Origin of the sequence: Pseudomonas sp. 18175, from assembly GCF_050432925.1 — a bacterium.
Lineage (GTDB): Bacteria > Pseudomonadota > Gammaproteobacteria > Pseudomonadales > Pseudomonadaceae > Aquipseudomonas.
Map to the genome: position 1 here is coordinate 14,782 of NZ_JBKFTO010000021.1, position 26,642 is coordinate 41,423.

Below are 26,642 nucleotides of genomic sequence, written 5' to 3' on the forward strand. Positions count from 1 at the left end.
CGTAATGGGCCACCCTGGGCGGCGGCCAGTGCCAGACACCCATGAGAAGGATCTTATGAAGCAATCTCCCAGCCTGTCGGCCAGCTTCCCCTTGACCTCGGCGCAGCAAGACATCTGGCTCGACCAACTGCGCGCCGGCGATTCGCCGCTCTACAACATCGGCGGCTATGTCGACTTCGCCGGCCCCGTGGTGCCGCAGCTTATGCAACGCGCCGTCGAACACCTGGTGGCCAAGCACGACGCATTGCGTACCCAGTTGCACAGCGATGCCGACGGCTTGCCGCGCCAGGCCTTCGCTGCCGACCTGGCAGTGCAGATGCCGTTGCATGACCTCTCCATGCTGCCCGACCCCCAGGCCGCGAGCCTCACCCTGATACAGACGCAAATGGCCCGGCCTTATGCCCTGCAAGGCGCGCCGCTGTTTGGTTTTTTTCTGATCAAGCTCGACAGCCACCACTACCGCCTCGGCACCCAGGCCCATCACCTGATCCTCGACGGCTGGGGTTTTGGCCAGATGCTGCAATCCCTGGCGCGGCTCTATACCGCCCTGGAACAGGGCCGGCAACCGGAACCGCTGGCGCCGTCCTACATCGACTTTATCGACGCCGACCAACGCTATAACACCTCAGTCCGCTACGCCCGTGACCGCGCTTATTGGCTGGACAAATACCAACGGCTGCCGGAGCCGCTGCTCACCCCAAGGCCGGGTGCGAAGGCCCTGAGCAACACCCTGGTGCAACCGTTCCCGGTGGCGCTGCTCAGCCGTATGGAGCAAGTGGCCAACCGTTACCAGGCCTCGGCGTTCCACGTGCTGCTGGCGGCCATGTACGTGTATTTCACCCGCACTGCCCAGCGCCCGGATTGGGTCGTCGGGCTGCCGATCCTCAACCGTTCCAATGCGCGGTTTCGTTCCACGGTCGGCTTGTTTACCCAGGTGAGTGCGGTGCGTTTGCAGTTCGATGAACAGCTGCCCTTCAGCGCCTTGGTGCGTGGTGTGCGCGACCAGCTCAAACAGGATTTTCGCCACCAGCGTTTTCCCTTGAGCGAGCTGAACCGCGAACTCGGCCTGCGCCGCACGGACCGTGGCCAGTTATTCGACCTGTCGGTGTCGTTCGAGCAGGATGACCACGCGTTGCGCTACGGCACCACCCAGGCCCGGGCGATCAAAGTGTCCAATCACCACGAAGCGTTGCCGCTGGCGATCCACCTGCGCAGCAACCGCTACCAGGACACGGCGTGCCTGCATTGCGTGTACAACGAGGGGTATTTCCAGCCCAACGAGGTGCTGGCCTTGGCGCAGCGCCTTACCTGGTTGCTGGAGCAAGGGCTGGAAGACACCGCGCTCACGCTCGGCGAGTTTGCCCTGGTGCCCCCTGCCGAGCAGGCCCAGTTGCAGCAGTGGAACGCCACTGCCCAGCCCAACACCGAGCCGCGCACGCTTCACGGGCGTATCGAAGCCCAGGTCGCCCGCACGCCGAACGCGGTGGCAGCGGTGTATCAAGGCCGGTCATTGACGTATGGCCAACTCAACCAGCAGGCCAACGCCCTGGCCCATCAACTGCTGGAACACGGCGTGCAGCCCGATGACCGGGTGGTGATCCTGGCACGGCGCGGGCTGGACACCCTGGTGGGCTTGCTGGCCGTGCTCAAGTCCGGCGCTTGCTATGTGCCGGTGGACCCGGCCCATCCCGCCGAGCGCCTGAACTACCTGCTGCAAGACAGTGCGCCGGTGGTGGTGCTGACGCAACCCGGCCTGCTGCATCGCCTGTCTGCGCTTAAGGTGCCGGTGCTGCTGCTTGACCGCCCGACCGCCCACCCAGGCACCAACCCCCGCGTGGCAAGCAGCTCATCGGACCTGGCGTACGTCATCTACACCTCCGGTTCCACCGGCTTGCCCAAGGGTGTGATGGTCGAGCATCACAGCGTGTCGAACCTGGTGGACTGGCACTGCCGGGCCTTCGACCTGCGGGCCGGCAGCCATACCGCCAGCGTCGCCGGCTTTGGTTTTGATGCCATGGCCTGGGAGGTCTGGCCGGCGCTGTGCGTGGGCGCCACCTTGCATTTACCGCCTGCCAATGACGGCGCCGAAGACATCGACGCCTTGTTGGCCTGGTGGCGCGCCCAACCGTTGGATGTGTGTTTCCTGCCCACCCCGGTGGCCGAATACGCCTTTAGCCAGGGCTTGCAACACCCGACCCTGCGTACCTTGCTGATTGGTGGCGACCGCCTGCGCAGCTTCACCCAGGCGCAGACATTCGCGGTGATCAACAACTACGGCCCCACCGAGGCCACGGTGGTCGCCACCTCCGGGCGCGTTGACGTGGGTCGCACGCTGCATATCGGCGCGCCCGTCGCCAACGCCACGGTGTACCTGCTCGATGAGCAACAACGCCCGGTGCCGGTTGGCGTGACGGGGGAGTTGTATGTGGGCGGCAAGGGCGTGGCGCGCGGCTATCTCAACCGGCCCGAACTCAGCGCCGAGCGTTTTCTCGATGACGCCTTCACTGCGGGGCGCATGTACCGAACCGGCGACCTGGCGCGCTGGCTGCCCGATGGCAATCTCGACTACCTGGGGCGCAATGACGACCAGGTGAAAATCCGTGGCATGCGTATCGAACTGGGGGAAATTGAAGCGGCCCTGGCCAGCCATCCCCATGTCCAGGAAGCCATCGTGCAGTCTCGCGAAGGGCAATTACTGGCTTGGTTCACCGCACGCCAAGCGGTGCCCATCGACGGGTTGCGTGCCCATCTGCAAGCCTCCCTGGCGGAGTACATGCTGCCGGCCGCCTACGTGCGACTCGACACGCTGCCCCTGACCGCCAACGGCAAGCTCGACCGCAAGGCTCTGCCGGCACCGACCCCGGCGGCGTTCATCACGCGTCTGTTTGAGGCACCCCGCGACGGCGTGGAAACCCTCCTCGCGCAACTCTGGGCCGAGCTGTTGCAGGTGCAGCAAGTGGGCCGCCACGACCACTTCTTCGAACTCGGCGGGCATTCGCTGCTGGCGGTGCAACTGGTGCAGCGCATGCGCCAGGTGGGGTTGCGCGCCGATGTGCAGGTGCTGTTCGGCCAGCCGACCCTGGCCGCGCTGGCGGCGGCGAGTGTAGACACCGACGCCGAGGCGCCGGACCTGGCCGAACTCGACCCCGCAAGCTGGGCGCGCATCGCCGCGGACATCCCCGGTGGCGCGGCCAATGTGCAGGACATCTACCCGTTGGCACCGTTGCAGGAAGGGTTGCTCTACCACCACCTCACCGATGAACACGATCCGTATCAGCAACAGGCGCTGTTCAGCTTTGCCCGTCGCGAGCAGTTGGATGCGTTCGCCCAGGCCCTGCAACAGGTGATCAACCGCCACGCCATCCTGCGCACCAGCCTGGTATGGGATGCCCTTGAGCAACCGATGCAGGTGGTGTGGCGCACGGCGTTGTTGCGGGTTGAGCCAATGGTTGAGCGCCATCAGCCACTGGATTTGCGCCAGGCGCCACTGATGGCCCTGGACTATGCCGAAGAACCCGGCCAGCAGCGTTGGGTGGCGCGCTTGCGCTTCCATCACCTGGTCAACGACGCCACCTCCACCACCCTCCTGATGCAGGAAATCCGCGCCCACCTGCTGGGCCAGCAGGCGCAATTGCTTGAGTCGGTGCCGTATCGCAACGTGGTGGTGCAGGCGCGTTCGCCAGCGCGGCAGGCCGGGCACGAGGCATTCTTTCGCGAGCAACTGGGGGATGTGGAGGAGCCGACCCTGGCGTTCGGTTTACACGAACGGCAGGCCAACCGGGCGGACACCGAAGACGCTGAACGCGCACTGAGCGATCACCTCAATGCGCGCTTGCGCGCACAGGCGCGGGCCTTTGGCGTCAGCACCGCCAGCCTGTTCCACTTGGCCTGGGCCCAGGTGCTGGGGCGCGTTTCGGGCCGTGATGATGTGGTCTTCGGTACGGTTCTGCTCGGACGTTTGCAGGCAGGCGAGGGCGCCGATCGTGCCCTGGGCATGTTCATCAACACCTTGCCCTTGCGCCTGCGCCTGGCCGGGCAAACCGTGGCCGATGCCCTCGGCGATACCCATGCCCGGCTCAGTGCGTTGCTCGCCCATGAACAGGCGTCCCTGGCCTTGGCCCAGCGTTGCAGCCGTGCATCACCGTTGTTCAATAGTCTGCTCAACTACCGGCACACCGATGCCGAGCGCGACCTGATCCTGGTGCCGGGTATTGAGCTGCTCAGCAGCGAAGACATCCTCAGCTACCCGTTGATGCTCAGCGTGGACGACATCGGCAGCGGCTTGCGGATCAAGGCCAAGGCGCCACGCAACGTCGGTGCCGAACGCGTGCTGGGCTACCTGGAAACCGTGCTCGTCAACGTGGTACACGCGCTGGAGCAAGTTCCGCAAACGCCGTTGCACGCTGTGCAGATACTGCCTGCCAGCGAGTTGAATCGCCTGTTGGTGGACTACAACGCCACCGCCAGCGAATACCCCGACACCCTCACCGTGCAGGCGTTGTTCGAAGCCCATGCGCGGCATAGCCCCCATGCCATCGCCGTGCAGGCCGGCGAGCAGCAATTGAGCTACCGCGAACTCAACGAGCGCGCCAACCAGCTGGCCTTCCACCTGCGCGAACGTGGGGTGCAGCCCGACTCCCGGGTGGCGCTGTGCGTCGAGCGCGGGCTTGATCTGGTGGTGGGTTTGCTGGCCATTCTCAAGGCTGGCGGCGCCTATGTGCCGCTGGACCCCGGCTACCCCCGCGAACGCCTTGCCTACATGCTGCAAGACAGCCAACCGGTCGCGCTGCTGGTACACGCCGCCACCCGCCACGTGCCGGGGGAGGTCGCGATCCCGGTGATCGATTTCGACCACTGCGCCTGGCGCCAGGCACCCATCGGCAACCCATCGGTGCCGGGGCTCACGGTGGCCAACCTGGCCTACGTCATGTACACCTCGGGCTCCACCGGCACGCCCAAGGGCGTGATGATCGAACACCGTGGCCTGGGCAACCTGATGCACTGGGGCTCCCAACTGTGCCCTCATGCCGAAGGTGGCGCGCTGTTGCAACGGGCGCCGTTCAGCTTCGACGGTTCGGTGTGGGAGCTGTTCTGGCCGCTCACCAACGGCATGCGCCTGGTGCTGGCACGGCCGGATGGGCATCGGGAACCGGCGTACCTGGCCCAGGTGATTCGCGAGCAGCAGATCAGCGTGATCAAGTTTGTGCCGGCGATGTTGCAGCAGTTTCTTGAACTGCCGGAGTCGGCCCAGTGCACCAGCCTCACCGACGTATTGTGCGGCGGCGGTGAACTCACCGAGGCCCTGGCCCGAGGCGTGCGGGCGCGCCTGCCCAAGGTGCGCTTGCATAACGTCTATGGCCCCACCGAGGCCACGGTGGACAGCAGCGCCTGGACCCTGGAGCCCGGTGCGCCGGTGCCTGCGTTGCAGTTGCCGATTGGTCGGGCCATCAGCAACACCCGGCTGTACGTGCTTGATGCCCAGGATGCACCGGTGCCCGTGGGCGTCAGCGGTCAGTTGCATATCGGCGGCGTTGGCGTGGCCCGGGGTTACCTGGGGCTGGAACAGCTGACCGCCGAGCGCTTTATCGACAGCCCCTTCGTTGAGGGTGACCGGCTTTATCGCACGGGCGACCTGGTGCGGTATCTGCCCGATGGCAACCTGGCGTTCCTGGGGCGCAATGACTTTCAGGTCAAACTGCGTGGCGTGCGCTTGGAACTGGGGGAAATTGAATCCCGGCTGGCGGCGCACCCTGCGCTGCGCGACGTGGCGGTGTTGATTCGCGATGATCGCTTGGTGGCGTACTTCACTGTGCGAGGCGCGGCGCCGGAGCTGGAGGCCTTGCGCGCCCATGTGTTGGAGCAGTTGCCCGAATACATGGTGCCGGCGGCGTTTGTCCGGTTGGATGAATGGCCCCTGAACCCCGCTGGCAAACTCGACCGCAAGGCCTTGCCGGAACCGGGGCTGGAGTCGGTGCTGAGCCGTGCCTATGAAGCCCCGGTGGGTGAAGTCGAAACCCTGATGGCCGGCATTTGGGCCGAGGTCTTGAAGCTGGAACGGGTAGGGCGGCACGACCATTTCTTTGAACTGGGCGGGCATTCCCTGCTTGCAGTCACCCTCGTGGCGCGAATGCGCAAGGCCGGGTTGGAGGTGGATGCTCGGACCCTGTTCAGCCAGCCGACCTTGGCGCAATTGGCCGCACGCACATCGACCCAGGTGCAGCGCGTGGACGTGCCACACACCGCCATCCCCCAGCTCAACCGCCGCCGCCGGCTCTGAGCGGGGCAAGCCCCAAGGCTAGTCAGTTAAGGGTTAGAAAGAGTAAAAGCTAACCTGTGGCGAGGGAGCTTGCTCCCGCTGGACTGCGCAGCAGTCCCAGGCTTTTTAAGCAAAGAGCTGGGGTCGCTGCGCGACCCAGCGGGAGCAAGCTCCCTCGCCACACTGACGGTGTTTGCCCTTAACTGACTGGCATTAGGGCAAGCCCGCTCACTACAACGGTATCGGGGTGCCTGTGATCTTGCGCAACAGGGGCAACACCTGCGCGCCCACATGAATCGCCTCTTCCAAATGGGGAAAACCCGACAAGATAAAACTGTCCACCCCCAATTGGTGATACTCCTCGATCCGCTCCGCCACCTGCGCGTAACTGCCCACCAGCGCAGTCCCCGCGCCACCCCGTACCAAGCCCACCCCCGCCCACAGGTTGGCCGACACTTCCAATTCCCGCGCACTTCGGCCACGGCCTTGCATCAGTTGGGTCTGGCGGCTTTGGCCGACGGATTCATAGGCCGCCATCTGCCGCTGGGCCTGGTCGATGGCGTCTTTGGGGATTTCTTGCAGCAAGCGTTCAACATGGGCCCAGGCAGCCTCGTCGGTCGGCGCGGCGAACACGTGCAGGCGCAGGCCGAAGCGCAAGGTGCGGCCCTGGGCGGCGGCGAGGTCGCGCATGCGTTGGATGCGCTCGGCGATCATGGCTGGCGGCTCGCACCACATCAGGTAGGTTTGCCCGTGGGCCGCGCCGACCCGTTCGGCAGCCTCGGAGGCGCCGCCGAAGTAGATCGGCGGCGCTTCGGCCCCGGGGGCGATCGGCGTGTGGAGGCCGCTGCGGTAGTAACGGCCGGGATGGGGCGGCGGCTGGCCCGCCCACACGGCTTGGAACATTTGCAGGAATTCGGCCGTGCGCGCGTAGCGTTCGTCGTGCTCCAAAAAATCCCCCAGGGAGCGCTGTTCAAAGCGGCTGGAGCCGGTCACCACATGCAGCGCCAGGCGGTTTTCGCTCAGCAGTTGCAACGTGGCGGCGCGGTGCGCGGTGTAGGCGGGCAGCTCGGTGCCGGGCCGCAGGGTGAGCAGGAATTTCAGGCGGCGCACTTCCTGGGCCAGCACGGCGGTGATCAACCACGGGTCCTCGAAGCCGCTGGCAGTGGGCACCATGATGCCGTCGAAGCCGGCCTGTTCGGTGGCGCGCACGATCTGGCGCAGGTAGTCCAGCGTCGGCGCGCGTTCGCCTTGCTGGAACAGCCCGACCTTGGGCAAGCCACTGCTGGTGAGGTGACGGCCGTCGCCGTTGGTGGGCAGGAACCAATCCAGCTGGATCGGCGGGCGGGCATCAAGGCTCATGGTGCAGGCGCTCCTTGCGCAAGAGGGGCAATACGCGTTCACCAAAGCGCAGCACGTCGCTGACCGCCGGGCCGCCTTCCAGGATCAGGTGGTTCAGGCCCACGCCGTGCAGCTCCTGCAAGCGCGTGGCGATCTGCTGCGGGGTGCCCACCAGGATCAACGGTTGTCCGGGGTGCAGTTGCAGCAGGTTGGGGTGCACTTCCCATTGGCGCAACGGATGACGTGCGCGGGGCAGGGTGGCCACGGATTCGCTGGGCAACTTGGGCACCGGTAACACGCGGGCGGCGGTCTCCCAGGCCAGGTCTTCGCTGTCGTCCAGAATCAGGCCGAAGGTGCAGGCAAAGCGCAGGGTCGGTTGGATCGCCTGCCAGCGTTGTATTTGCTTGGCGAGCCACTGTGGAGGGCCGGGGGCGAGCAGGCAGGTCTGGGCATGTTCGGCCACCAGCGCATGGCTGTGGCTGTCGTCCAGCACCAGGCTGGGCGCGGGCAGTTCACGACGGGCGACGCCGGCGTTTTCCAGTTGAAAATAGAGGCCCTGGTAATCCAGCCCCGCCTCGTTGGGCGCCAACAACTGTTGCAGGATGTGCAGGTACTCGCCGATGCGTTCGCTGCGCTGGTCGCGGTTGAGCCATTCACCAAACGCACTGCGCTCGCTGTTGGGCAGGTGCAGTTGCACGCGATGGCCGCTGATGGATTGCAGGCTTTGCAAGGTGGTCGCCAACGCCGCCGGCAGCATCACCTCCGGCGGCACGCTCACCGATAAGCGCAGCTGCCGTGTATGGGCACAGAGCGCCGCCGCCACCCCCAGGCTGTCGGCGCACAGCGCACCGCCGGGCACCCACAGGCCATCGAGACCGGCGTATTCCACGGCCTGGGCCAGCTGGATCCATTGCCCTGGCCGCGCGGCCCAGTCGGGGGTGCACAGAGGCAGCAGCCAGCTGAATTCAAGGGACATGCGCGAGCTCCATCCGAATTGAAGCTGATACTACGCTCAAGGCTTCACCTCCTGGGCCAATTGTTTCTGCAACGCTACGCTCGCGGCGTTGAAGGTGCCGGAGGCCATATTGATCGCCCCCAGGTTGTTGCCGCATCCATGCAGTGCGTTTCATGCGCGTGCTCCTGTGGTAAAGCGGTTGGCCGGGCGCGGCAGGCCGAGGTTGTCCCGCAGGGTGGTGCCTTCGTATTCCAGGCGAAACAGCCCGCGCGTCTGCAACAGCGGGATCACGCGGTCGACAAACAGCTCGATGGCACCCGGAAAATACGGGAAAAACACATTGAAGCCATCGCACGCACGCGCCTGGAACCAGGCCTCGAAGTAGTCGGCCACGTCCTCGGCCGTGCCGATCACCGGGTTGCCTGCGGCCAGTCGCAGGTACAGCTGGCGGATGCTCAGGTGCTCGCTGCGGGCCAGTTCCAGCACCTTTTCGCGGCGGCTGCCGCGCTGGCCCACGGGCGTGTCGGGCAGCGGGCCGTCGAGGTCATGGCCGGACAGGTCGATGTCATCGCCGAGGGTGTCGGCCAGCAGGCGCAGGCCCAGCACCGGGTCGATCAGTGCCTGGAACTCTTCAAGCAGCGCCTGGGCCTGTTCGCGGGTGTCGGCAATAAACGGCGTGACGCCGGGCAGGATCTTGATGTGGTCCGGGTCGCGCCCGAGGGCGGCAGCGCGTTGCTTGATGTCTTGGTAGAACGCCTGGGCGCCTTCCAGGCTGTGGGCATGGGCGAAGATCACTTCCGCCACGCGGGCGGCGAGGTGCTTGCCCGGCTCCGACGCACCGGCCTGCACCAGCACCGGGTGGCCCTGGGGCGGGCGCGCCACGTTGAGCGGGCCGCGTACGGCAAAGTGCTCGCCGCGATGATTGAGGGTATGCAACTTGGCCGGGTCGAAGTACTCGCCGCTGGCCTTGTCGCGGGTAAAGGCGTCGTCGTCCCAGCTGTCCCACAGGTCTTTGACCACGTCATGGAATTCTTCGGCGCGCTGGTAGCGGTCGCCGTGGTCCACATGGTTTTCGCGGCCGAAATTCCAGGCTTCGTCAGAGACTACCGAGGTCACCAGGTTCCAGGCGGCGCGGCCCTTGGACAGGTGGTCCAGGGACGCGAACTTGCGCGCGATATGATAGGGCTCGTTGTAGGTGGTGGTCGCGGTGGCGATCAAGCCGATGTTGCTCGTCACGGCGGCCAGGGCCGACATCAGTGTGAGCGGCTCGAAGTGCTCGGCACGGGCGGTACGGCTTAAAGCATCGTGATGATGGCCCCACAGCGCGACCACATCGGCGATGAACAGTGCATCGAACTTGCCGCGTTCGGCGGTTTGGGCGACGTGCTTGAAGTGGTCGAAATCCAGGCTGGCGTCGGCCTGGGCCAGCGGGTGGCGCCAGGCGGCGACGTGATGGCCGCTGTTGGCGAGGAAGGCGCCCAGCTTGAGTTGGTCGGTGCGGCGGGTCATGGACAGGCTCCCGTAAAAGTCACGCACGGGGCCGGCGAACCGGCCCCGTGGCCGAGGTTAGAAGTTGTACGTCACGCCGGTGTACCAGTAGCCGCCGGTGGTGCCGTAAGGCGAGAAGTTGCCGTAGGGGAATGCGCCCGAGCTGCTGGCCAGATTGGTGCGCTCCGGGTACTTGTTGAACAGGTTGTTGGCGCCGGCATTGAGGGTGACGGCCTTGGTGAGGTGGTAGTCGATGTTCAGGTCGGTGATCCAGGCCGGCGAGAAGGTGCGGTCGTAGATTTCGGCAGTACCGTACTGGGTGTATTCACCGTAGCGGGTCAGGTTCAGGCCCACTTCGAGTTTTTCCCAGCTCCAGGTGGTGCCCAACAGCAGTTTGGATTGGGGCAGGCCGTACTTGAGGTTGCCCTGGCGCTGGCGGTCATAACCCCCATCGGCACCCAGTGCTTGTTGGGCGATGGCGGAGGCGTGGATGTCGTCGATCTGGGTGGTGTTCCAGTTGAAGCCGGCGGTGTAGCGCAGGTTGCCCCAGGTGCCGATGTCCTGGCGATAGTCGCCCACCAGGTCGATACCGCGGGTGGTGGTGTCCAGGGCGTTGGTGAAGTAGGTGACGGCCTGGTTCGGGTTAAGCCCGGCGGCGGCGAGGATCGCGCTGATTTGCGGGGTGCCGCCGAGGTAGCCGGTCTGGGCGATGCGGTCCTTGATTTTGATCTGGTAGGCATCGAGGGTGATGCTGGTGGCATCGGTGGGTTGCAGGGTGATGCCGAGGCTGAAGTTGGTGGATTTCTCCGGCTTCAAGTTACTGGCGCCGAGGGCCTTGGCCACATCGGAATCCACTGCGACGTTGCGGTAGTCGAACAACTGGCCATTGACGCTGGTTTGCGAGGTAGAGCTGTAGATCTGCTGGGCCAGGGATGGCGCACGGAACCCGGTGCTGAACGTGCCGCGTACGGCCAGGATCGGCGTCAGCTGGTAGCGGGTGGAGAGCTTGCCGTTGGTGGTGGTGCCCGAACCGTCATCGTAATGCTCATAGCGTCCGGCCAGATCGACGTGCCATTTGTCGGTGAAGTCCTGGCCGATCTCGCCATAACCGGCAAGGCTGGTGCGGCTTTTTTCGGCGGCATCGGCGGGGGTAGTACCGGCGCCGGAGATGGTGCCCGGCGCGATCAGCGCACCGTTGGTGCCGGTGGTGAACGGCCCGCTGGCGTAGGAGGCGTAGTCGCCCTTGCCGATCTTGTAGTCTTCGTAGCGGTGTTCCAGGCCCCAGGAAATTTGCGTCGGCTTGTACAGGCCCAGGTCAAAGGCGCGGGTCAGGTCGAGGTTGCTGGTCCATTGGCTGAAGGTTTTTACACCGGTGTCCACCGAGGTAGGCGATGTGGGGCCGTAGCTCAGGTTGTAGGTGTCGGTGAGGGTGGCGCGGGCGTGGTCCTGGCCGTACGTGGTGGACAGGTCATAGTCCCAACCGGCGGCCTTGCCCTTGCCGCCGAAGGCCACTTGGAAGTCTTCTTCGATAAACCGCAGGTTGTCTTCGACGCCTTGCGGGTACGGCGTCTGGATGCCGTTGAAGCTCGGCGGCTGGTGGAAGGCCAGGGGCTTTTCCGAGTTGCGATGGGTATAGGTGGAGAACGAGTACAGGGTAAGGGCGTCGTCCACCGGCAGTTCGGCGTTGTAGCCCAGGCTGAAATTCTTCGCCTCTGGCAGGCCGGTGCCGTAGTAGGTGTGTTGCAGGCTGGTGTTGCCGGCGGCGTCGGTGTACGGCGCGTTGTCGGAACGGTCGGAGACGTTCTGTTTTTTCGCGTCCAGCGCCAGGTTGATAAACCCGTCGTTGGGCAGGGCCAGGCCCACGTTACCGGTTTGGCGCACGGTTTCGCCGTCGCCGTTTTCGTAGTTCTGGCCGTAGCTGGTGGACAGGCTGCCCCCGTGGTCGGTCTGCTTGAGCACCACGTTGACCACGCCGCCGATGGCATCCGAGCCGTACTGGGCCGAGGCGCCATCGCGCAGCACTTCGACGTGATCCACCAGGGCGGTGGGGATCATGTCCAGGTCCACTGGCTGCGAGCCGGAATTGAGGTAGGTGCCGTTGTTGAGCAACGCGCTGTTGTGGCGGCGCTTGCCATTGACCAGCACCAACACCTGGTCGCCGTTGAGGCCGCGCAGGCTGATGGGGCGCACCACCGAGGTAGAGCCAAAGCCCGACGAGGCCGGTTGGTTCAGCGACGGCAGCACCTTGCTCAGCGCGCGGGTCAGGTCGCCCTGGCCGGTGGCGAGCAACTGTTTGGACGAGATCACATCCACCGGCGCCGGGCTTTCGGCCAGGGTACGCGCCTGGCCACGGTTGCCGATCACCACCACGGTGTCCAGGGGGTTATCGCTGGCCGGGGCGTCGGCGGCAAGGGTCAGGCTGCTGTAGCTGGCGGCTTCGCACAGGGCGATAAACAACAGCGTGTGGGCGAAGGCATTACGGGGCCTGCGGCTGGCGGCGCGGGACGTATTCATGATGGGCAACACTCCAATGGGTAGGGTGGCTTGTTGAGTTCAAGCTCTGGTATGGGGGTGAGAGCAAGGGCTGTGCCATCTGGAAAAACTGTTTAAAAACAGTGGCTTGAAGATTGTCGTGGGAGAGTGTTGGTGTTTTTCTAACAGGGCGCAGGGCAGGCTGTTGGTTTTTGTGCAGGGCTTTTTCCAGGCCACCGCGTTTCGCGCCGTGAGGCTGGGACCCCTACGCTTGGCACACCCCTTGCTCACCCCACGCCATACCTAAACCCAAGGAAGCTTTTTCTGTATGCCCAGACCCGGCCCGCGCAACGCCCTTACCGATATCCCAGGCCTAACGGTCGGCCACGCCACGGACCTGCACGTCGACACCGGCGTCACGGTGATCCGCCCCGATGGTTTCTGGACCGCCAGCATCGACATCCGCGGCGGCGGTCCCGGCGGGCGTGAAACCGCAGCGCTGGAGCCCGAAAATATGGTGGGCCAACTCCACGCCCTGGTGTTTGCCGGCGGCTCGGTGTTCGGCCTGGGCGCCGCCGACGCGGTGGCGGCCAAACTGTCCCAGGACCAGGTGGGCCTGCATCTCAAGCCCGGCGCGCCAGCCATCCCCATCGTGCCTGCCGCCGTGCTGCACGACCTGGCCAACGGCGGTGACAAGGACTGGGGCCTGGAACCGCCTTACCGGCGCCTGGGCTTTGAAGCGCTGGCCAATGCCGGCGAGGATTTTGAACTGGGCTCAGTCGGCGCCGGCCGTGGTGCCATGGCTGGGGTGTTGAAAGGCGGGCTTGGCACCGCCTCCCTCGATCTGGGCGACGGGCTGATCGTCGCCGCGCTGGTGGTCGCCAACCCGATTGGCTCGGTGTACATGCCTGACGGTAAAACCTTCTGGGCCTGGCCCTGGGAAGTGGCGGGGGAGTTTGGTGGGCAGCGGCCGCAAACAGAGATGGATTGCAGCGACCCGATGCCGGAACTGTCCCGCCTGGATTCCATGGGCCGCTTGCAGGCCGGGGCCAATACCACGCTGGTGGTGGTCGCCAGCACCGCGCGGCTGACGGTGGCCGAGTGCAAGCGCGTGGCGATCATGGCCCAGGACGGTATTGCCCGCGCGGTACGGCCGGCGCATTTGCCGTTTGATGGGGACACGGTGTTTGCCTTGGCCTCGGCGGCGGTGGAGTTGACCGACGGGCCACGGCGGCAAGTTGAGATCGGCAGGATTGGCGCGGCGGCGGCTGATTGCGTGGCGCGGGGAATTGCGCGGGGGGTATTTTGCGCAACGTTGATCTGATGCTCTTCCTGGCCCATCGGCAACTATCCATGGACAGCTTTTGAAGCTCTTCAAGCAGCTTTTAATTAGCCAATTATCGGCTATACCAAAAGCTGCTAGTTCCATTGAGGAAGTACATGTCATGGGTAAGTTAGTGCATCCCGAACCTCACACGTTCCCGATAGCCAGAAGCTAGCTTTGGGGTTCTTGTCAGAGACTACGACGCAATCTTTGAACTCAGCCAGCAGATGTGTTTCTCCCGGCGTACGATTGAGTGTGAACCTTACAGTGCCACTTTCGGCTTGCCAGATTTCAGGGTTAAGGCCCGTGTTAAAGGGGGTGATGTGGCACACAATCGATGCCAGGCCTCCACGGGTGACGGGGTATTCCCCATCATTCAAACTATCGTTGATGTTAACAATGACCCGTGAAATATCCTCCTTAGGCGTGGGAATAAGACGAATGCCCACTACTTGCCAAAAGGTGTAAGGCGTCTGGTATTTCCTGAAAAATACTTGACCAAGCTTTGGTGCCAGCATTGATGTGTTGTCCAGTTCTATTTTCAGTCTCCCGGTGGTTTTTTCAGATGAATCATCGGGGGGGATAAGTGCTTGTGGTGGAAGTGTATTTTTCATGGGGGGGCTTCCTGAATGAGCTAATTAATTCACTGCACTGCTCCATTTTCCGGAATTTAGGCAGTTGTGAAACTGTTAAAGGTGACAGGTTTAATAGATTCGATTTTTATCGCGAAACGCTATTGTGCCTTCGTTAGTTTTTTTGTTGCCTATCACTGTTTGTAATCGGGCTTGATCCTGCTGCGAGCCTTATCTGCTTGCTCCGGCAACCCCAGCGCCTCATACACCCGCACCAAACTCCGATTGGTCGGCACATCCCACCCGTCATAACGACGGCGCAACTCCAGCGTCTGCTGCGCGCCAAACCAATCCCCTGCCTGCAACCGCGCATCCAATTCCACCTGGGCAAACAGATCCCGCTGGGCATGGCTGCCACCGATTTCATTCAACCGGGGCAGGGCGATATTCAGTTGCTCAAGGGCCTGCTGCCAATCCCCTCGGGCATGGGCCAATAGGCCCTTGGCCAACGGCAACGTCACTTCCCCCCACACCGGGCGCGCCTCAACACTGTGACGGCGCAACGCCGCAAGCAACTGATCTGCCTCCGGTTTGCCAGCACGCGCCAAGCCATACAAATACTGCACGCTGAGAAACGGCTGCACCGTATCCGCCACCCGCCGTTGCAGGTACGGCGCCAACGCCTGCCAGCGCTCGCCCACGTCGATACCGGCCAGTTCCAGGCGCGCCAGCAACGACACCGCGCCCACCTGGTCCTGGGAATACTCCGGCAGGATGCCCCACACGTGTTGGTCGTAGATCTCCAGCACCCGCTGGTCCTCACCCCGCGCCAGGTAGAACAGCGCCAGGTGCCACCAGTTGTGGGTGTACATGAAGGAGTTCAAACCGGCCCAGTGATGGGCCACGCCTTCCAGGAACTCAGTGCCTTGCTCGATACGGCCCTGGGTCAGCATCACATGGGCCAGGGCGTGTTGCGCCCACGGCTCCGAGGGTTGCAGGCGCAGGGCTTGCAACGCGCTGGCTTCGGCTTCTTCCAGCAGGTGGCATTGTTCGTAGGCGAAGGCCAGCAGGCCGTGGCTGTGGGCAATGTCGGGCGCGCCAGCGGTGGCCTTGAGGCCGATGCGCAGCAGTGCGGGCCAATTGCCGCGGTTGAACTCCAGGTACTGGTTGAGCTTGGCGGCGAACAGGTCGCGGGGGTAGCGCCCCAGCAGGTGTTCGCTCAGGTGCAGGACCTGGTCGAGGTCGTCGTTGATCCACGCCTGCAACGCGGCCAGGTACAACTGGGCGCGGGGGTGGTCGCTGTTTGCGGCAGCGGCGCGCTGGCGGTAGTGCTCGGCCAGGGCCGGGCCTTCGGGGGACTCGATGAACATCAGCAGCAAGCCGGCGAAGGCGTTTGCCAGGGCCGAGTCGGGGTCGGCATCGGCGCTGGCAAGGATGCCTTCGGCGCGAGGCTCATAGCCGAGAAAGCCTGCGATGAAATCGTCCAGGCCCTGGCGGGTGGAGGGGTTGGCGGTGTCGATGGGGTTGCCCAGGTAATCCAGTGACATGGGGTTAAGGCTCGTTGGTTCAGATGGGAATGACAGGGCAAACCCTGTGCCACCTGAACACTGCAGAGCCAATGTGGGAGGGGGCAAGCCCTAATGCCAGTCAGTTAAGGGCAAACACCGTCAGTGTGGCGAGGGAGCTTGCTCCCGCTGGGCCGCGTAGCGGCCCCAAAGATGGGACTGCTGCGCAGTCCAGCGGGAGCAAGCTCCCTCGCCACAGGTTAGCTTTTACTCTTTCTAACCCTTAACTGACTGGCATTGGGGCAAGCCCCCTCCCACATTGGAATGTTTTTGCTGCTGCTTTTTGCACACTCGCGCGAATCACTGTGGATTTTTCATCAGCTCGATCACCGCTGATTGCAGCAAGCCTTGGCCCAAACCCCCATGGCACAGCCCTTGCAAAATCCCTCCTAGAACTTTTCCATTCGAGGAGCCTCCATGCGCCCATTCTCTTTCCGTCGCGCCCTGTCATCCGTTGGCTTGTGCACCGCGTTGCTGGCCGGCCAGGCCTTGGCGCAACCCCAGGAGGGCGGGGTGTTGAACCTGGTGGCCCAACCCGAACCGCCGTCGCTGATGCACGGCGTGGTCAGCCATGTGTCCACCCAATACGTGAGCGGCAAGGTGCTGCAAGGCCTGTTGACCTTCGACACCGACCTCAAGCCCAAACCGGTGTTGGCCAAGTCCTGGACCATTTCCCCGGACGGCCTCACCTACACCTTCGAGCTGCAAGACAACGTGCACTGGCACGATGGCCCGGCCCTCACCGCCGAGGACGTGGTGTTCAGTTTCCAGACCTTCTACCCCGAGGTGGACAAGCGCCTGGGCGGGATCATCACCGAGTACGTCGCCAGCATCACCGCCAAAGGCCCGCAGCAGGTGGTGTTCACCTTGAAGAAACCCTTCGCGCCGTTGCTGTCGGCCCTGGGCAGCGGCCTGCGCCCGGTGGTGCCCAAGCACCTCTACGAGAACACCGACTTTCGTAATAACCCCTACAACCTCAAGCCGGTCGGCACCGGGCCGTTTGTGTTTGTGGAGTGGAAACGCGGCGCCTACATCAAGCTGGCCAAGAACCCCAACTACTGGAAAAAAGGCCTGCCGCACCTGGACAGCATCATCTTCCACGTGATCCCCGATGCGTCTTCTCGCGCCGCTGCCTTCGAGGGCAATGACGTGCAAGTGCTGCGCAGCGGCGACGCCGACTACTCCGACCTCAAGCGCCTCACGGCCTTGCCGGACGTGCAGTCATCGGAGAAGGGCTGGGAGCTCTACTCGGGCCTGGCTTTTTTGCAGATCAATACGCGCAAACCGCCGTTGAACAACCCCAAGGTGCGCCAAGCCATCCTGTATGCGCTGAACCGCCAGTTCATCGTCGACAACATCTTCTTCGGCTCGGGCAAAGTCGCCCAGGGGCCGTTTGTGTCGACCTCGCCGTACCACGACCCGCAATTGGCGCAGTACGCGTATGACCTGAAAAAGGCCAAGGCGCTGATCGCCGAATCCGGCGTGGACGTGGGCGCGGTGCGTATCCGCCTGCTCAATGGTGAAAAGGGCGGCGCCTGGGAACGCTTGGCCGAATACACCAAGCAAGCCCTGCAACCCCTGGGCTTCAAAGTGCAGGTGGTGACGTCGGATTCGGCCACCTGGTTCCAGCGCGTCAGCGATTGGGACTTCGACCTGACCTACAACTTTATTTTCCAGATCGGCGACCCGTACCTGACCAACGCCTACCTGTTCCGCTCCGACTACATCCTCAAGACCTCGCCGTTCGCCAACGTCAGTGGCTACAACAGTCCTGAGGCGGATGCCTTGTGGGCCAAAGTCGCCGATACCCCAGAAGGCCCGCAGCGCACCCAGCTCTACAGCCAGTTGGAGAACCTGCTCAACACCGACCTGCCCATCGCGCCGATCTTCGAGATGCGCTACCCGACACTGTTTCACAAGCAAGTGAAAAACCTGCTGCAAACCGCCACCAGCCTTAATGAAGACTACGAAAGCGTCTACCTCGACGCCCCTGCGCCATGAACGGCGTGCTGTATGTCGGCGGGCGCCTGGTCAAGGCGCTGCTGATGGTGGTGGCGGTATTGGTGCTGAGTTTCTTGTTGATCCGCTTGGCGCCGGGTGATCCGGCGCTACTGCTGGCCGGTGAAGCCGGGGTAGACGATGTGCAGTTTATCGAGCAGTTGCGCCAGACCATGGGCCTGGACAAACCGCTGCTGCACCAGTTGCTGATCTACCTGGGCAATATCGCCCACCTGGACCTGGGCTATTCCTATCGCAACCAGACCTCGGTGTGGTCGCTGATCAGCGAGCGCTTGCCGGCGACGCTGGCCCTGATGGGCTCGGCATTTGTGCTGTCGTCGGTGCTGGGGGTGACCCTCGGCGTGCTGGCGGCGCGGGCACGGCAGAAGCGGCATTGGCTTGATGGGGTGATTTTCCAAGGCGCGTTGTTGCTGTATGCGATGCCGCCGTTCTGGTTGGCGATGCTGATGATCTTATTGTTCTCCGTCAGCCTGGATTGGCTGCCGGCCTACGGCATGGAAACCGTCGGGCGCGACTTCTCGTGGGCGGATCGCTTGCAGCATCTGCTGTTGCCGTGTGTGTCCCTGAGCGTGGTGTTCCTGGCGCTGTATATCCACCTGACCCGCGCTGCCGTGCTGGATGCCCTGGGTCAGGAATACGTGCGCACCGCCCACGCCAAGGGCCTGCATCCGCGGCGAGTTCTTTATGTGCATGTGCTGCGCAATGCACTGCTGCCGGTGGTGACGTTCGCGGGCTTGCAACTGGGCCAGTTGGCGAGCGGCGCCTTGCTGGTGGAAGTGGTGTATGCCTGGCCCGGCATCGGCCGCTTGATGTACGACGCGCTGGCCCAGCGCGACTATGGCGTGTTGATGGGCGGCTTTTTAGTGATCTCGATGCTGGTGGTGGGCTTTAACGTGTTGACCGATGTGGTCTGCCGCTTTCTCGACCCGCGTATTGGCGCTGGAGGGCAAGGTTGATGGTGGTACTCAAACGTTTTATCCGCCAGCCGTTTGCGTTGGCAGGCGCGGTGTTTTTGCTGCTGCTGGCGACGCTGGCATTGACGGCTCCGTGGCTGACCAACAGCTCACCCTGGGAAATGAACACCCAACCCATGCTGGCACCGTTCCACGACGCCGCCCATTGGCTGGGCAGTGATTTGCTCGGCCGCGACCTGGCCAGCGGCTTGTTCTACGGCGCCCGCGTCTCCCTGGCTGTGGGGGTATTGGCCAGCCTGGCGACGTTGCTGGTGGGGCTGATCGTCGGCGCCATCGCCGGGTACGTGGGCGGCTGGCTCGACGGCGTGTTGATGCGGATCGCAGAGTTCTTCCAGATCATTCCACAGCTGGTGCTGGCAGTGATTTTGGTGGCCGTGCTGGAACCGTCCATGGGCTCCATTGTGCTGGCCATTTCCCTGGTGGCATGGCCGGCGGTAGCGCGGCTGGTACGCAGTGAATTCCTCACTCTGCGCCAGCGCGAATTCGTGCAAGCGGCACGGGTGCTGGGGCAGTCGCCGTGGGGGATTATCACCCAGCAGATCTTGCCCAACGCCTTGGCGCCGTTGCTGGTGACCCTGACGTTCGTGATGGCCACGGCGATCCTCACCGAAGCCGCATTGGCGTTTCTCGGTTTAAGCGACCCCGAAGCCATGAGCTGGGGCTACATGATCAACGCCTCCCGTGGCCTGCTGCGGGACGCTTGGTGGATGAGCTTGCTGCCGGGGGTGGCGATTGTGCTGTGTGTGCTGGCGGTAAACCGCGTGGGCGAAGGCTTGCGCGTGGCGTTTGAACCGGGGAGGTCGCTGTGACGTTATTGAGTGTCGAGCACCTGCGTATTGCCTTGCCGCCAGGTGCAGACCGCAGCCATGCGCTGTACGACCTGTCGCTGCAACTGCGCAGTGGTGAATGTGTGTGCGTGGTCGGCGAGTCTGGCTCGGGCAAGTCCATGCTTGCCAAGGCCCTGCTGCGCCAACTGCCGGCGCCGCTGACCGTGGAAAGCGGGCGCCTGGTGTTTCGCGATGAAGACCTGGCCAACCGCAGCGAAGCCGCCATGCGCCAATTGCGTGGGCGCGATATCAGCATGGTGTTCCAAGAGCCCATGAGTGCGCTGAACCCGTTGCTGCGCGTCGGTGAGCAGATCGATGAAACCCTGCGCGCCCACGGGGTCAAGTCTGCCCAGGCGCGTCGCCAGCGGGTGGTGGACTTGCTCGGTTATGTCGGCCTGCCCGACCCCGAGCGCCTGCGCCTGGCCTGCCCCTTTGAACTCTCCGGTGGCCAGCGCCAGCGGGTGGTGATCGCCATGGCGCTGGCGTTTGATCCGGCGCTATTGATTGCCGATGAACCCACCTCGGCACTGGACGTGACCACCCAGGCGCAGATCCTCGACCTGCTGCGCAAAATCCAGCAGGACAAGGGCATGGCGCTGTTGTTTATCACCCATGATTTTGCCGTGGTCGAGGCGATTGCCGACCGCGTGCTGGTGTTGGAAAAAGGCCAAGTGATCGAGCAGGGCAGCGCCCGGCAGGTATTGCGCGAGCCCAAGGCGGCGTACACGCGTCAGTTGCTGGCGGCGGTGTCTGCCCAACCACTGGCGCCACGCGGTTCAGTCGATGGGCCGGTGGTGCTCAAGGCCGAGCAATTGGGCAAGGTGTTCCGCAGTCGCAGCGGTTGGTGGGGCAATCGCACCACCCGGGCGCTGGACGCGGTGCAGCTGGAGCTGCATGAAGGGGAAACCCTGGGCATCGTCGGTGAATCGGGTTCGGGTAAATCCACCCTCGGCCGCTGCCTGGTGCGCTTGCTGCGTGCCGACAGCGGGCACATCCACTGGCTGGGTCGGGACGTGGCCGGGCTGTCTGAGGCGCGTTTACGGCCGTTGCGCAGCGATGTGCAGATGATCTTCCAGGACCCGTTTGCCTCGCTCAACCCGCGCCAGACCGTGGGCCGCATCATCATGACCGGGCCTTTGGTGCAGGGGCGCTCAACAGCCGATGCCGAGCGGCGGGCGCGGGAGCTGTTGGCACTGGTCGGGCTGCCGCCCACTGCGTTCGCGCGTTACCCCCATGAATTCTCCGGTGGCCAGCGCCAACGCATCGGCATCGCCCGCGCACTGGCAGTGGAGCCCAAGGTGTTGATCGCCGATGAATGCGTGTCGGCGCTGGATGCGTTGATCCAGGTGCAGATTCTGGAGCTGTTGGAGTCGCTGCAACGGCGCTTGAAGTTGAGCATCGTGTTTATCACCCACGACCTGCGGGTGGCGGCGCGGCTGTGTGACCGCATCGCCGTGATGCAGAACGGGCGAGTGGTGGAGCAGGGGGCGACGGCGGGGTTGTTTGCCGATGCGCGGCATCCCTATACCCGCGCCTTGCTGCAATCGACGATTGCCGAAGAGTACGCAATCTAAATGTGGGAGCGGGCAAGTCGAATCGTCGCACCGCCGCTCCCACATTTCTAACCGAGTTTATTTATCGAGGAATGTGGTGTTTATGAGTGACGCCTTTGCACAATTGCCAATAGTCCAAGGCCAACCCCTGGACATCCGCCCCCACCGCACCCTGAGCATCGCCCACCACCCCGGCACCACCCAAGCCGACACGGTGGTGTTCTTCTGCCACGGCGCAGGCGGCAACAAAGACCAATGGCGCCCGCAATGGCAGGCCCTCAAGGCCGAAGGCTACAGCCTGGTGGCCTGGGACCTGCTGGGGCATGGCGACAGCGCTCGCCCGCGTGACGACCAGGCCTACGCCTGGCACGAGCTGGTGGCGGACTACCTGGCGATCCTTCAGCGCTATGCCGGCACGCGGAACCTCATCGTCGCCCACTCCTTTGGCACTGGCCTGAGCCTCAGCGCCTTGCTGGCCCGGCCGACGGTAAAGATCGACGCCGCGCTGCTGCTGGGCACTCAGCTGTATCGCCCACAGGTCAGTGGTGGTTTGCTGGCGTTGCCGGCCTGGATCCTGGAATGGCTGCGGCCGGTCCTGGCCAAGGGCTTTCGCGAACGCGCCTGGCATGCCACGGCCGACCCGGCGCTGGTGGCGTACGAAGAAAAACTCACCGAGCGCAACCGCCTGCATATGTTCAAGGCCCTGACCAAGAACGCCCAATGGCCGGACGCCGAACAGCTCCCCAGCCTGACCCTGCCGATCAGCGTGCTGGCGGGCGACAGCGATGGCCTCACCCCGGCCAGCGGTGGCCAGGCGTTGGCTGCGCACGTGCCGAATGCCGACTTCCAGGTGCTGGAGGCCTGCGGTCACCAGTTGATGCTGGAAAAGCCGGACGCGGTGCTGAAAGCATTCAACAAATTACTGGCAAGGGCCTTATAACTCAAAAACTTTTTGCTATGCCATTCAGCTATTGGATTGTTCATGAGGTAATGCATTTAATTCGGGACCTAACTCATTGTTGTACGGAATAAATCCGTGCCGTTGCGCGTAGTAGTGAGTCATCGTTCCGCCTTAGAGACTAGCCATGAGCAACCCAGCGCCCCTGATCCGCCTGCGCGATCTGTGCAAGACCTTTGGTGCCCAGCGCGCGCTGGATCAGGTCAGCCTGGATATTTACCCCGGCGAAGGAGTGGCCTTGCTCGGCGCCATGGGCGCGGGCAAGTCCACACTGGTGAAGATTCTCAGCGGCACCTTGGCCCCGGACAGTGGTGAACTGTGGGTCGATGGCCAGCGCCAACGTTTTGTTTCCCAATTGTCGGCGCGGCGCGTTGGCATTGTGGCGGTGCATCAGAACCCGGATGACGCCATCGCCCCAGGCCTGAGCGTGGCCGAGAACCTGCTGCTCGACGAACTGGGCCAACCCGACGCCGACTTTTTGCTCAACCGCAAAAGCCTGCTGCAACGCGCCCAAGCCATCGCCGCCGGGCTGGGCCTGGACCTGCCGCTGCAACTCCCGGTCGAGCGCCTTGGCCGGGCTGACCGCCACCTGCTGGTACTGGCCCGCGCTTTCGTACTGCAACCCAAACTGCTGATCCTCGACGAACCCACCGCCGCCCTGTCGGAACCCGACGCCGAACGCCTGCTCGGCCTGATCGACAGCCAACGCGCCCGCGGCGTGGCCATCCTCTATATCTCCCAACGGTTGTCCGACCTGCAACGGGTGACCAACCGCGCCATCGTCCTCCAAGAAGGCCGCCTCACCAGCGACATCAGCACCCGCCACTTGCCGACGGCGGCGTATACGCTGTTTGGCGATGTCGCCGAGCAACCCACGCTGACCCCGGATAAAGCCGTGGCGGTGCCGTTTCTGGAACGGTTTACCCGGGCTGGGTTTATTCGTAATCGGGCGGAGGGGAAGGCGGTGCAGGAGCAGGTGGTGGGGTTAGGCAGCGCTGATACGCTTATCGAAGTCGTGGATCCCGCCAAGACCACGCGTTCTTGATGCTTAACGTGCCGATGGCACAAACGCCACACTCCCATCCCCCCGCGCATGAAACAACCGCTCGCCATTGTCCGGCTGAGTCGTGATCACCTGATGATCCGCCGCCAGGTACGCCAGTGGCGTGGGGTCGTCCTTGGAAAACTGCGCGACGATGATCGTGCGCTGCGGGTCGAAGGTTTGGCCGCTGGTTTTTGCCAGCCAGGCCATGAGCGCCGCGCTATTGCCCTGGCGCGGGAAGTCTTGGGCTTCACTGACGTAGTAGAACGGCTTGCCACCGTTTTGCAGGTACATCGGCACCTTGTTGTCGACTTCCACCAGCACCATTTGCCACTGCGCCCACGGCGCGGTTTGGGTCGCTTGGGTTTGCACATCCACGGCAAATTGCGTCACACCGCCTTTGCCGTTGCTCCACGGGTAGGCCACGCCCAGGATCAGCAGCATCAGCGCTGCCGCCGCGCCGAATCCTTTGTACCAGCGAAGGCGGCTGGCGGGGTTGGCCAGCAGGCGCTCGCTCAGCCACCAGGCGCCGAGCAGTTGGGCGAAAGGCACCAGCGGCAGCACGTAGTAGCTGCGGCGGCTGCCGCTGGCGGTGAAGAACACGAATAACAGGCCCAGCCCCCACACCAGCCAGCGCACGTTGGGTGGGGCCTGGCGCCAGTGGCGCAGCGCCAGCCACAGGCCCAGCAGCCAGCAGGGCAGCCACGGCAGGGTGTAGGCGGGCAGGTAGATCAGGTAGGTGTAGATCGGGCCCATATGGTCGAAGGGGTCGAAGAAGCGCACCACGTTTTCGCGAAATACCAGCGCCAGGCCGCTCTCGCCATAGGTCGGCGCGCCGTAGCGGTGGGACAGCACGAACGGCACCGCGTACACCGCGCCGGCAATCAGCAGTGCCAGTAGCAGGCGCAGGTTGAGGTGGCGTTTGAAGCGCTGTTCGCTGAGCACATGTGGCAGCAGCACCAGGGCAGGCAGCACGAAGCCGATCAGGCCCTTGAGCAGCGAGGTCAGCGACAGCAGCAGGAAAAACACCGTGTAGCGCCACAGGCGCGTGTCATCCGGCCCGCGCCAGTACCACCACACGGCCGCCAGCACGCCGCATACAGTAAGGATGTCGGCCGTGGCCACCCGTGCCCAGAACAGGAAGTAGAAGGTGGTGGCCAGCATCCAGCCGGCAATCAGCCCGGTGCCTTTGCGAAACAGTTGCTCGCCGATCAGGTACACCAGCCACACACTCAGCCAGGCGCCGATCACCGAGGGCAGGCGCAGCGACCAAGGGCCCAGGCCGCCCAACAGATGAGCCGTGCCGGTGATCAGCCAGTAGGAGGGCAGGGGTTTGTCGTAGTACGGCCCGCCCTTGAGGTACGGGTCGAAATAATCACCGCTTTGCAGCATCTGCAAGGCGATGTTGGCCCAACGGGTCTCCGGGCCCCACAGGTCGCGGGCGCCTAGGCCGGTCAGCAGCAGCAGGGCGGTGACGCCCAGCAACAGCAGCAGGGCGCGGCGCTCGGTGTTGAACAGGCGCAGCATCATGGCAACGGCGGGTAGAGGATGAGTTGCAGGTAGCCCTTGGTATAGCGCGTGCCCCCCGGCGGCAGTTGCCCGGCTTCGCGCATCTCGCTGGTGCTGTTGACCCGCATCAGCACGCCGACCGAGCCGTGCTGGCGGGCGTCATTGAGCCAGGCCTGTACCTGGTCCAGTTCGACTTTGCGGTGCACGGCGCCGGCATATTGCAGGCCGTAACGCAGCTCGCCTTCGGTGTCATACAGCGTCACGTCGGCTCGTTGCAGGCGCCAGGCCAAGGCGCTGGCGCTGCCCAGTTCGTTGCTGAGCAGGGCGTGGGTTTGCTGCAGTTCGGGCAGGTGTTCTTGCACAAACTGGTCGGGCATTTCGTTATCGGTTACCTGTGCGGGCATGCCAGACGGCAGCAGCACCACCAACAGGCCGATGCCCAGCGCTGGCATTGCCCACAGCGTCAGCGGGCGCAAGGCTTGCAGCAGGTTGGTAAGGATCCACACCAGCAGCACGATAAAGGCCAGGGACAGGCTGAACATCTCGGCATGGCTGTTGCCGTACAGCGGTTTGGCGACTTGCAGGTAGATCAGGCCGACCATCGCCGCCATGCCGATCACAACGTTGAGCAGGCCATTGAGGCAGATGATGCGGGTGCGACTGGCGCTCACCAGGTCGCTCAGGGTATGCCCCATCAGCAACGCCAGGGGCAGCAGGCACGGCATGATGTAGGTGGGCAGTTTGCCGTTGCTCAGGCTGAACAAACCCAGGGGCAGCAGCAGCCACAGGGCCAGGAAGGTGATGGCAGGCTGGCGCTTTTCCTGCCAGGTGTTGTGCAGGGTTTTCGGCAGCAGTCCCATCCAGGGCAGGCACGACACGGCGATGATCGGCAGGAAGAACCACCAGGGGCGCACGTGCTGGGCGTCGTCTGCGCTGAAACGGCGGATATGTTCGTTCCAGAAGAAGAACCGCCAGAAGTCCGGCTCTTGCAGATGGATCGCCAGCACCCACGGCAGGCATACCAGCACTGCCACACCCACGGCCAGCGGGCCATAGCGCAGCAACTCACCCGCGCGACGTTGCCACAGCATGTACGGCACGGCGATCAACACCGGCAGCGCCCAGGCCAGGAAGCCTTTGGTCATGAAGCCCATGGCGCAGGCCAAGCCCAGCAGTGCCCAGGCGCCGAGACGGCCGCGTAAGGTGCGGCTGTCGAGGGCAAACCACAGCGCCACCAGGCTCAGGTTGACCCAGAAGGTGAATTGCGGATCGAGGTTGGAATACCCCGCTTGCCCGGCCACCAGGCCAAAGCTCAGGTAGAGCAGGGCACAGGCGAAACTTTTACGCGGGTCATTCCACAGGCGCCGGGCGATCAGGTAGGCCAGCAGCACGCTCAATCCGGTGGTGAGGGCCGAGGCGATGCGCACACCGAACAGGTTCTGGCCAAACACCGCCTGGCCAAGGGCAATCAGCCAATAGCCGGCGGCAGGTTTTTCGAAGTAGCGGATGCCCATGAAATGTGGCGCCACCCAGTTGCCGCTTTGCAGCATTTCCTGGCTGATCTGGGCGTAGCGGGTTTCATCCGGGATCCACAAGCCATGCAGGCCCAGTGGCAATAGATAAAACGCGGCGAATGCCAGCAACAATAAAGGCAGGGGTTTTAAACGGGTCATTAAAACGTCGCTCCTTGACGTTCAGTGGCACGAAATAGATAGGTTGAAGTCATAGCGCATAACAAGAGAACTTTCACTAAGTCACTGAAAATATTCATGACGTCCTTAACTAACAGG

At 63.8% G+C, this 26,642-nt stretch carries 16 protein-coding genes; 8 read left to right on the forward strand and 8 right to left on the reverse strand.

What is annotated here, in order from left to right:
- Positions 1-55: 55 nt before the first annotated feature.
- Positions 56-6,277 (forward strand): amino acid adenylation domain-containing protein, encoded by a 6,222-nt coding sequence (locus tag ACLD1Y_RS23950; RefSeq protein ID WP_429480258.1) that lies wholly within the window; start codon positions 56-58, stop codon positions 6,275-6,277.
- Between the two features lie 210 nt (positions 6,278-6,487).
- Here the strand turns inward: ACLD1Y_RS23950 and ACLD1Y_RS23955 are convergent, their stop codons facing one another.
- The 4 genes from ACLD1Y_RS23955 to ACLD1Y_RS23970 all read right to left on the reverse strand — a co-directional run bounded on the left by ACLD1Y_RS23955 (position 6,488) and on the right by ACLD1Y_RS23970 (position 12,551).
- Positions 6,488-7,615: an LLM class flavin-dependent oxidoreductase gene (locus ACLD1Y_RS23955; RefSeq protein WP_429480259.1), complete on the reverse strand. Its 1,128-nt coding sequence runs from the start codon at positions 7,613-7,615 to the stop codon at positions 6,488-6,490.
- Positions 7,605-8,570 (reverse strand): LLM class flavin-dependent oxidoreductase, encoded by a 966-nt coding sequence (locus ACLD1Y_RS23960; protein WP_429480260.1) that lies wholly within the window; start codon positions 8,568-8,570, stop codon positions 7,605-7,607. Before ACLD1Y_RS23960 ends, ACLD1Y_RS23955 begins: the two co-directional genes overlap by 11 nt.
- A gap of 150 nt (positions 8,571-8,720) precedes the next feature.
- Positions 8,721-10,058, reverse strand: coding sequence for an LLM class flavin-dependent oxidoreductase (locus tag ACLD1Y_RS23965; protein WP_429480261.1), 1,338 nt, complete (start codon positions 10,056-10,058; stop codon positions 8,721-8,723).
- Between the two features lie 57 nt (positions 10,059-10,115).
- The gene (locus tag ACLD1Y_RS23970) at positions 10,116-12,551 is read right to left on the reverse strand and encodes a TonB-dependent receptor plug domain-containing protein (protein ID WP_429480262.1); all 2,436 of its coding nucleotides are present in this window, start codon (positions 12,549-12,551) and stop codon (positions 10,116-10,118) included.
- A 286-nt stretch (positions 12,552-12,837) separates the two neighbouring features.
- Here ACLD1Y_RS23970 and ACLD1Y_RS23975 point away from each other — a divergent pair, with 286 nt between their 5' ends.
- Complete coding sequence (locus tag ACLD1Y_RS23975; protein WP_429480263.1) at positions 12,838-13,833, forward strand: P1 family peptidase; 996 nt, start codon at positions 12,838-12,840, stop codon at positions 13,831-13,833.
- A 119-nt stretch (positions 13,834-13,952) separates the two neighbouring features.
- Here ACLD1Y_RS23975 and ACLD1Y_RS23980 read toward each other — a convergent pair whose 3' ends face one another.
- Both ACLD1Y_RS23980 and ACLD1Y_RS23985 read right to left on the reverse strand, forming a co-directional pair.
- Entirely contained in the window at positions 13,953-14,447 is a 495-nt protein-coding gene (locus tag ACLD1Y_RS23980; protein WP_429480264.1) for a hypothetical protein, read from the reverse strand.
- A gap of 152 nt (positions 14,448-14,599) precedes the next feature.
- Positions 14,600-15,952: a tetratricopeptide repeat protein gene (locus ACLD1Y_RS23985; protein ID WP_429480265.1), complete on the reverse strand. Its 1,353-nt coding sequence runs from the start codon at positions 15,950-15,952 to the stop codon at positions 14,600-14,602.
- 435 nt (positions 15,953-16,387) lie between these two features.
- On the opposite strand from ACLD1Y_RS23985, the gene ACLD1Y_RS23990 reads away from it, so the two are divergent.
- From ACLD1Y_RS23990 to ACLD1Y_RS24015, 6 genes are all read left to right on the forward strand, one after another.
- Positions 16,388-17,971, forward strand: coding sequence for an ABC transporter substrate-binding protein (locus tag ACLD1Y_RS23990; RefSeq protein ID WP_429480266.1), 1,584 nt, complete (start codon positions 16,388-16,390; stop codon positions 17,969-17,971).
- Positions 17,968-18,945, forward strand: a complete 978-nt coding sequence (locus ACLD1Y_RS23995; protein WP_429480267.1) for an ABC transporter permease — start codon at positions 17,968-17,970, stop codon at positions 18,943-18,945. The genes ACLD1Y_RS23990 and ACLD1Y_RS23995 overlap by 4 nt, the downstream gene beginning before the upstream one ends.
- Entirely contained in the window at positions 18,945-19,772 is an 828-nt protein-coding gene (locus tag ACLD1Y_RS24000) for an ABC transporter permease (protein WP_429480268.1), read from the forward strand. The genes ACLD1Y_RS23995 and ACLD1Y_RS24000 overlap by 1 nt, the downstream gene beginning before the upstream one ends.
- Positions 19,769-21,364, forward strand: coding sequence for a dipeptide ABC transporter ATP-binding protein (locus ACLD1Y_RS24005; RefSeq protein ID WP_429480269.1), 1,596 nt, complete (start codon positions 19,769-19,771; stop codon positions 21,362-21,364). Before ACLD1Y_RS24000 ends, ACLD1Y_RS24005 begins: the two co-directional genes overlap by 4 nt.
- An 82-nt stretch (positions 21,365-21,446) precedes the next feature.
- On the forward strand, positions 21,447-22,283 hold the full coding sequence (locus ACLD1Y_RS24010; protein WP_429480270.1) for an alpha/beta fold hydrolase: 837 nt from the start codon (positions 21,447-21,449) through the stop codon (positions 22,281-22,283).
- 145 nt (positions 22,284-22,428) lie between these two features.
- A complete protein-coding gene (locus ACLD1Y_RS24015; RefSeq protein ID WP_429480271.1) occupies positions 22,429-23,346 on the forward strand; it encodes an ATP-binding cassette domain-containing protein in 918 nt (305 codons plus the stop codon).
- A gap of 3 nt (positions 23,347-23,349) precedes the next feature.
- Here ACLD1Y_RS24015 and ACLD1Y_RS24020 read toward each other — a convergent pair whose 3' ends face one another.
- Positions 23,350-24,870, reverse strand: a complete 1,521-nt coding sequence (locus tag ACLD1Y_RS24020) for an ArnT family glycosyltransferase (RefSeq protein WP_429480336.1) — start codon at positions 24,868-24,870, stop codon at positions 23,350-23,352.
- Positions 24,870-26,525, reverse strand: coding sequence for a lipid IV(A) 4-amino-4-deoxy-L-arabinosyltransferase (gene arnT, locus ACLD1Y_RS24025; protein WP_429480272.1), 1,656 nt, complete (start codon positions 26,523-26,525; stop codon positions 24,870-24,872). The genes ACLD1Y_RS24020 and arnT overlap by 1 nt, the downstream gene beginning before the upstream one ends.
- Positions 26,526-26,642: the final 117 nt, after the last annotated feature.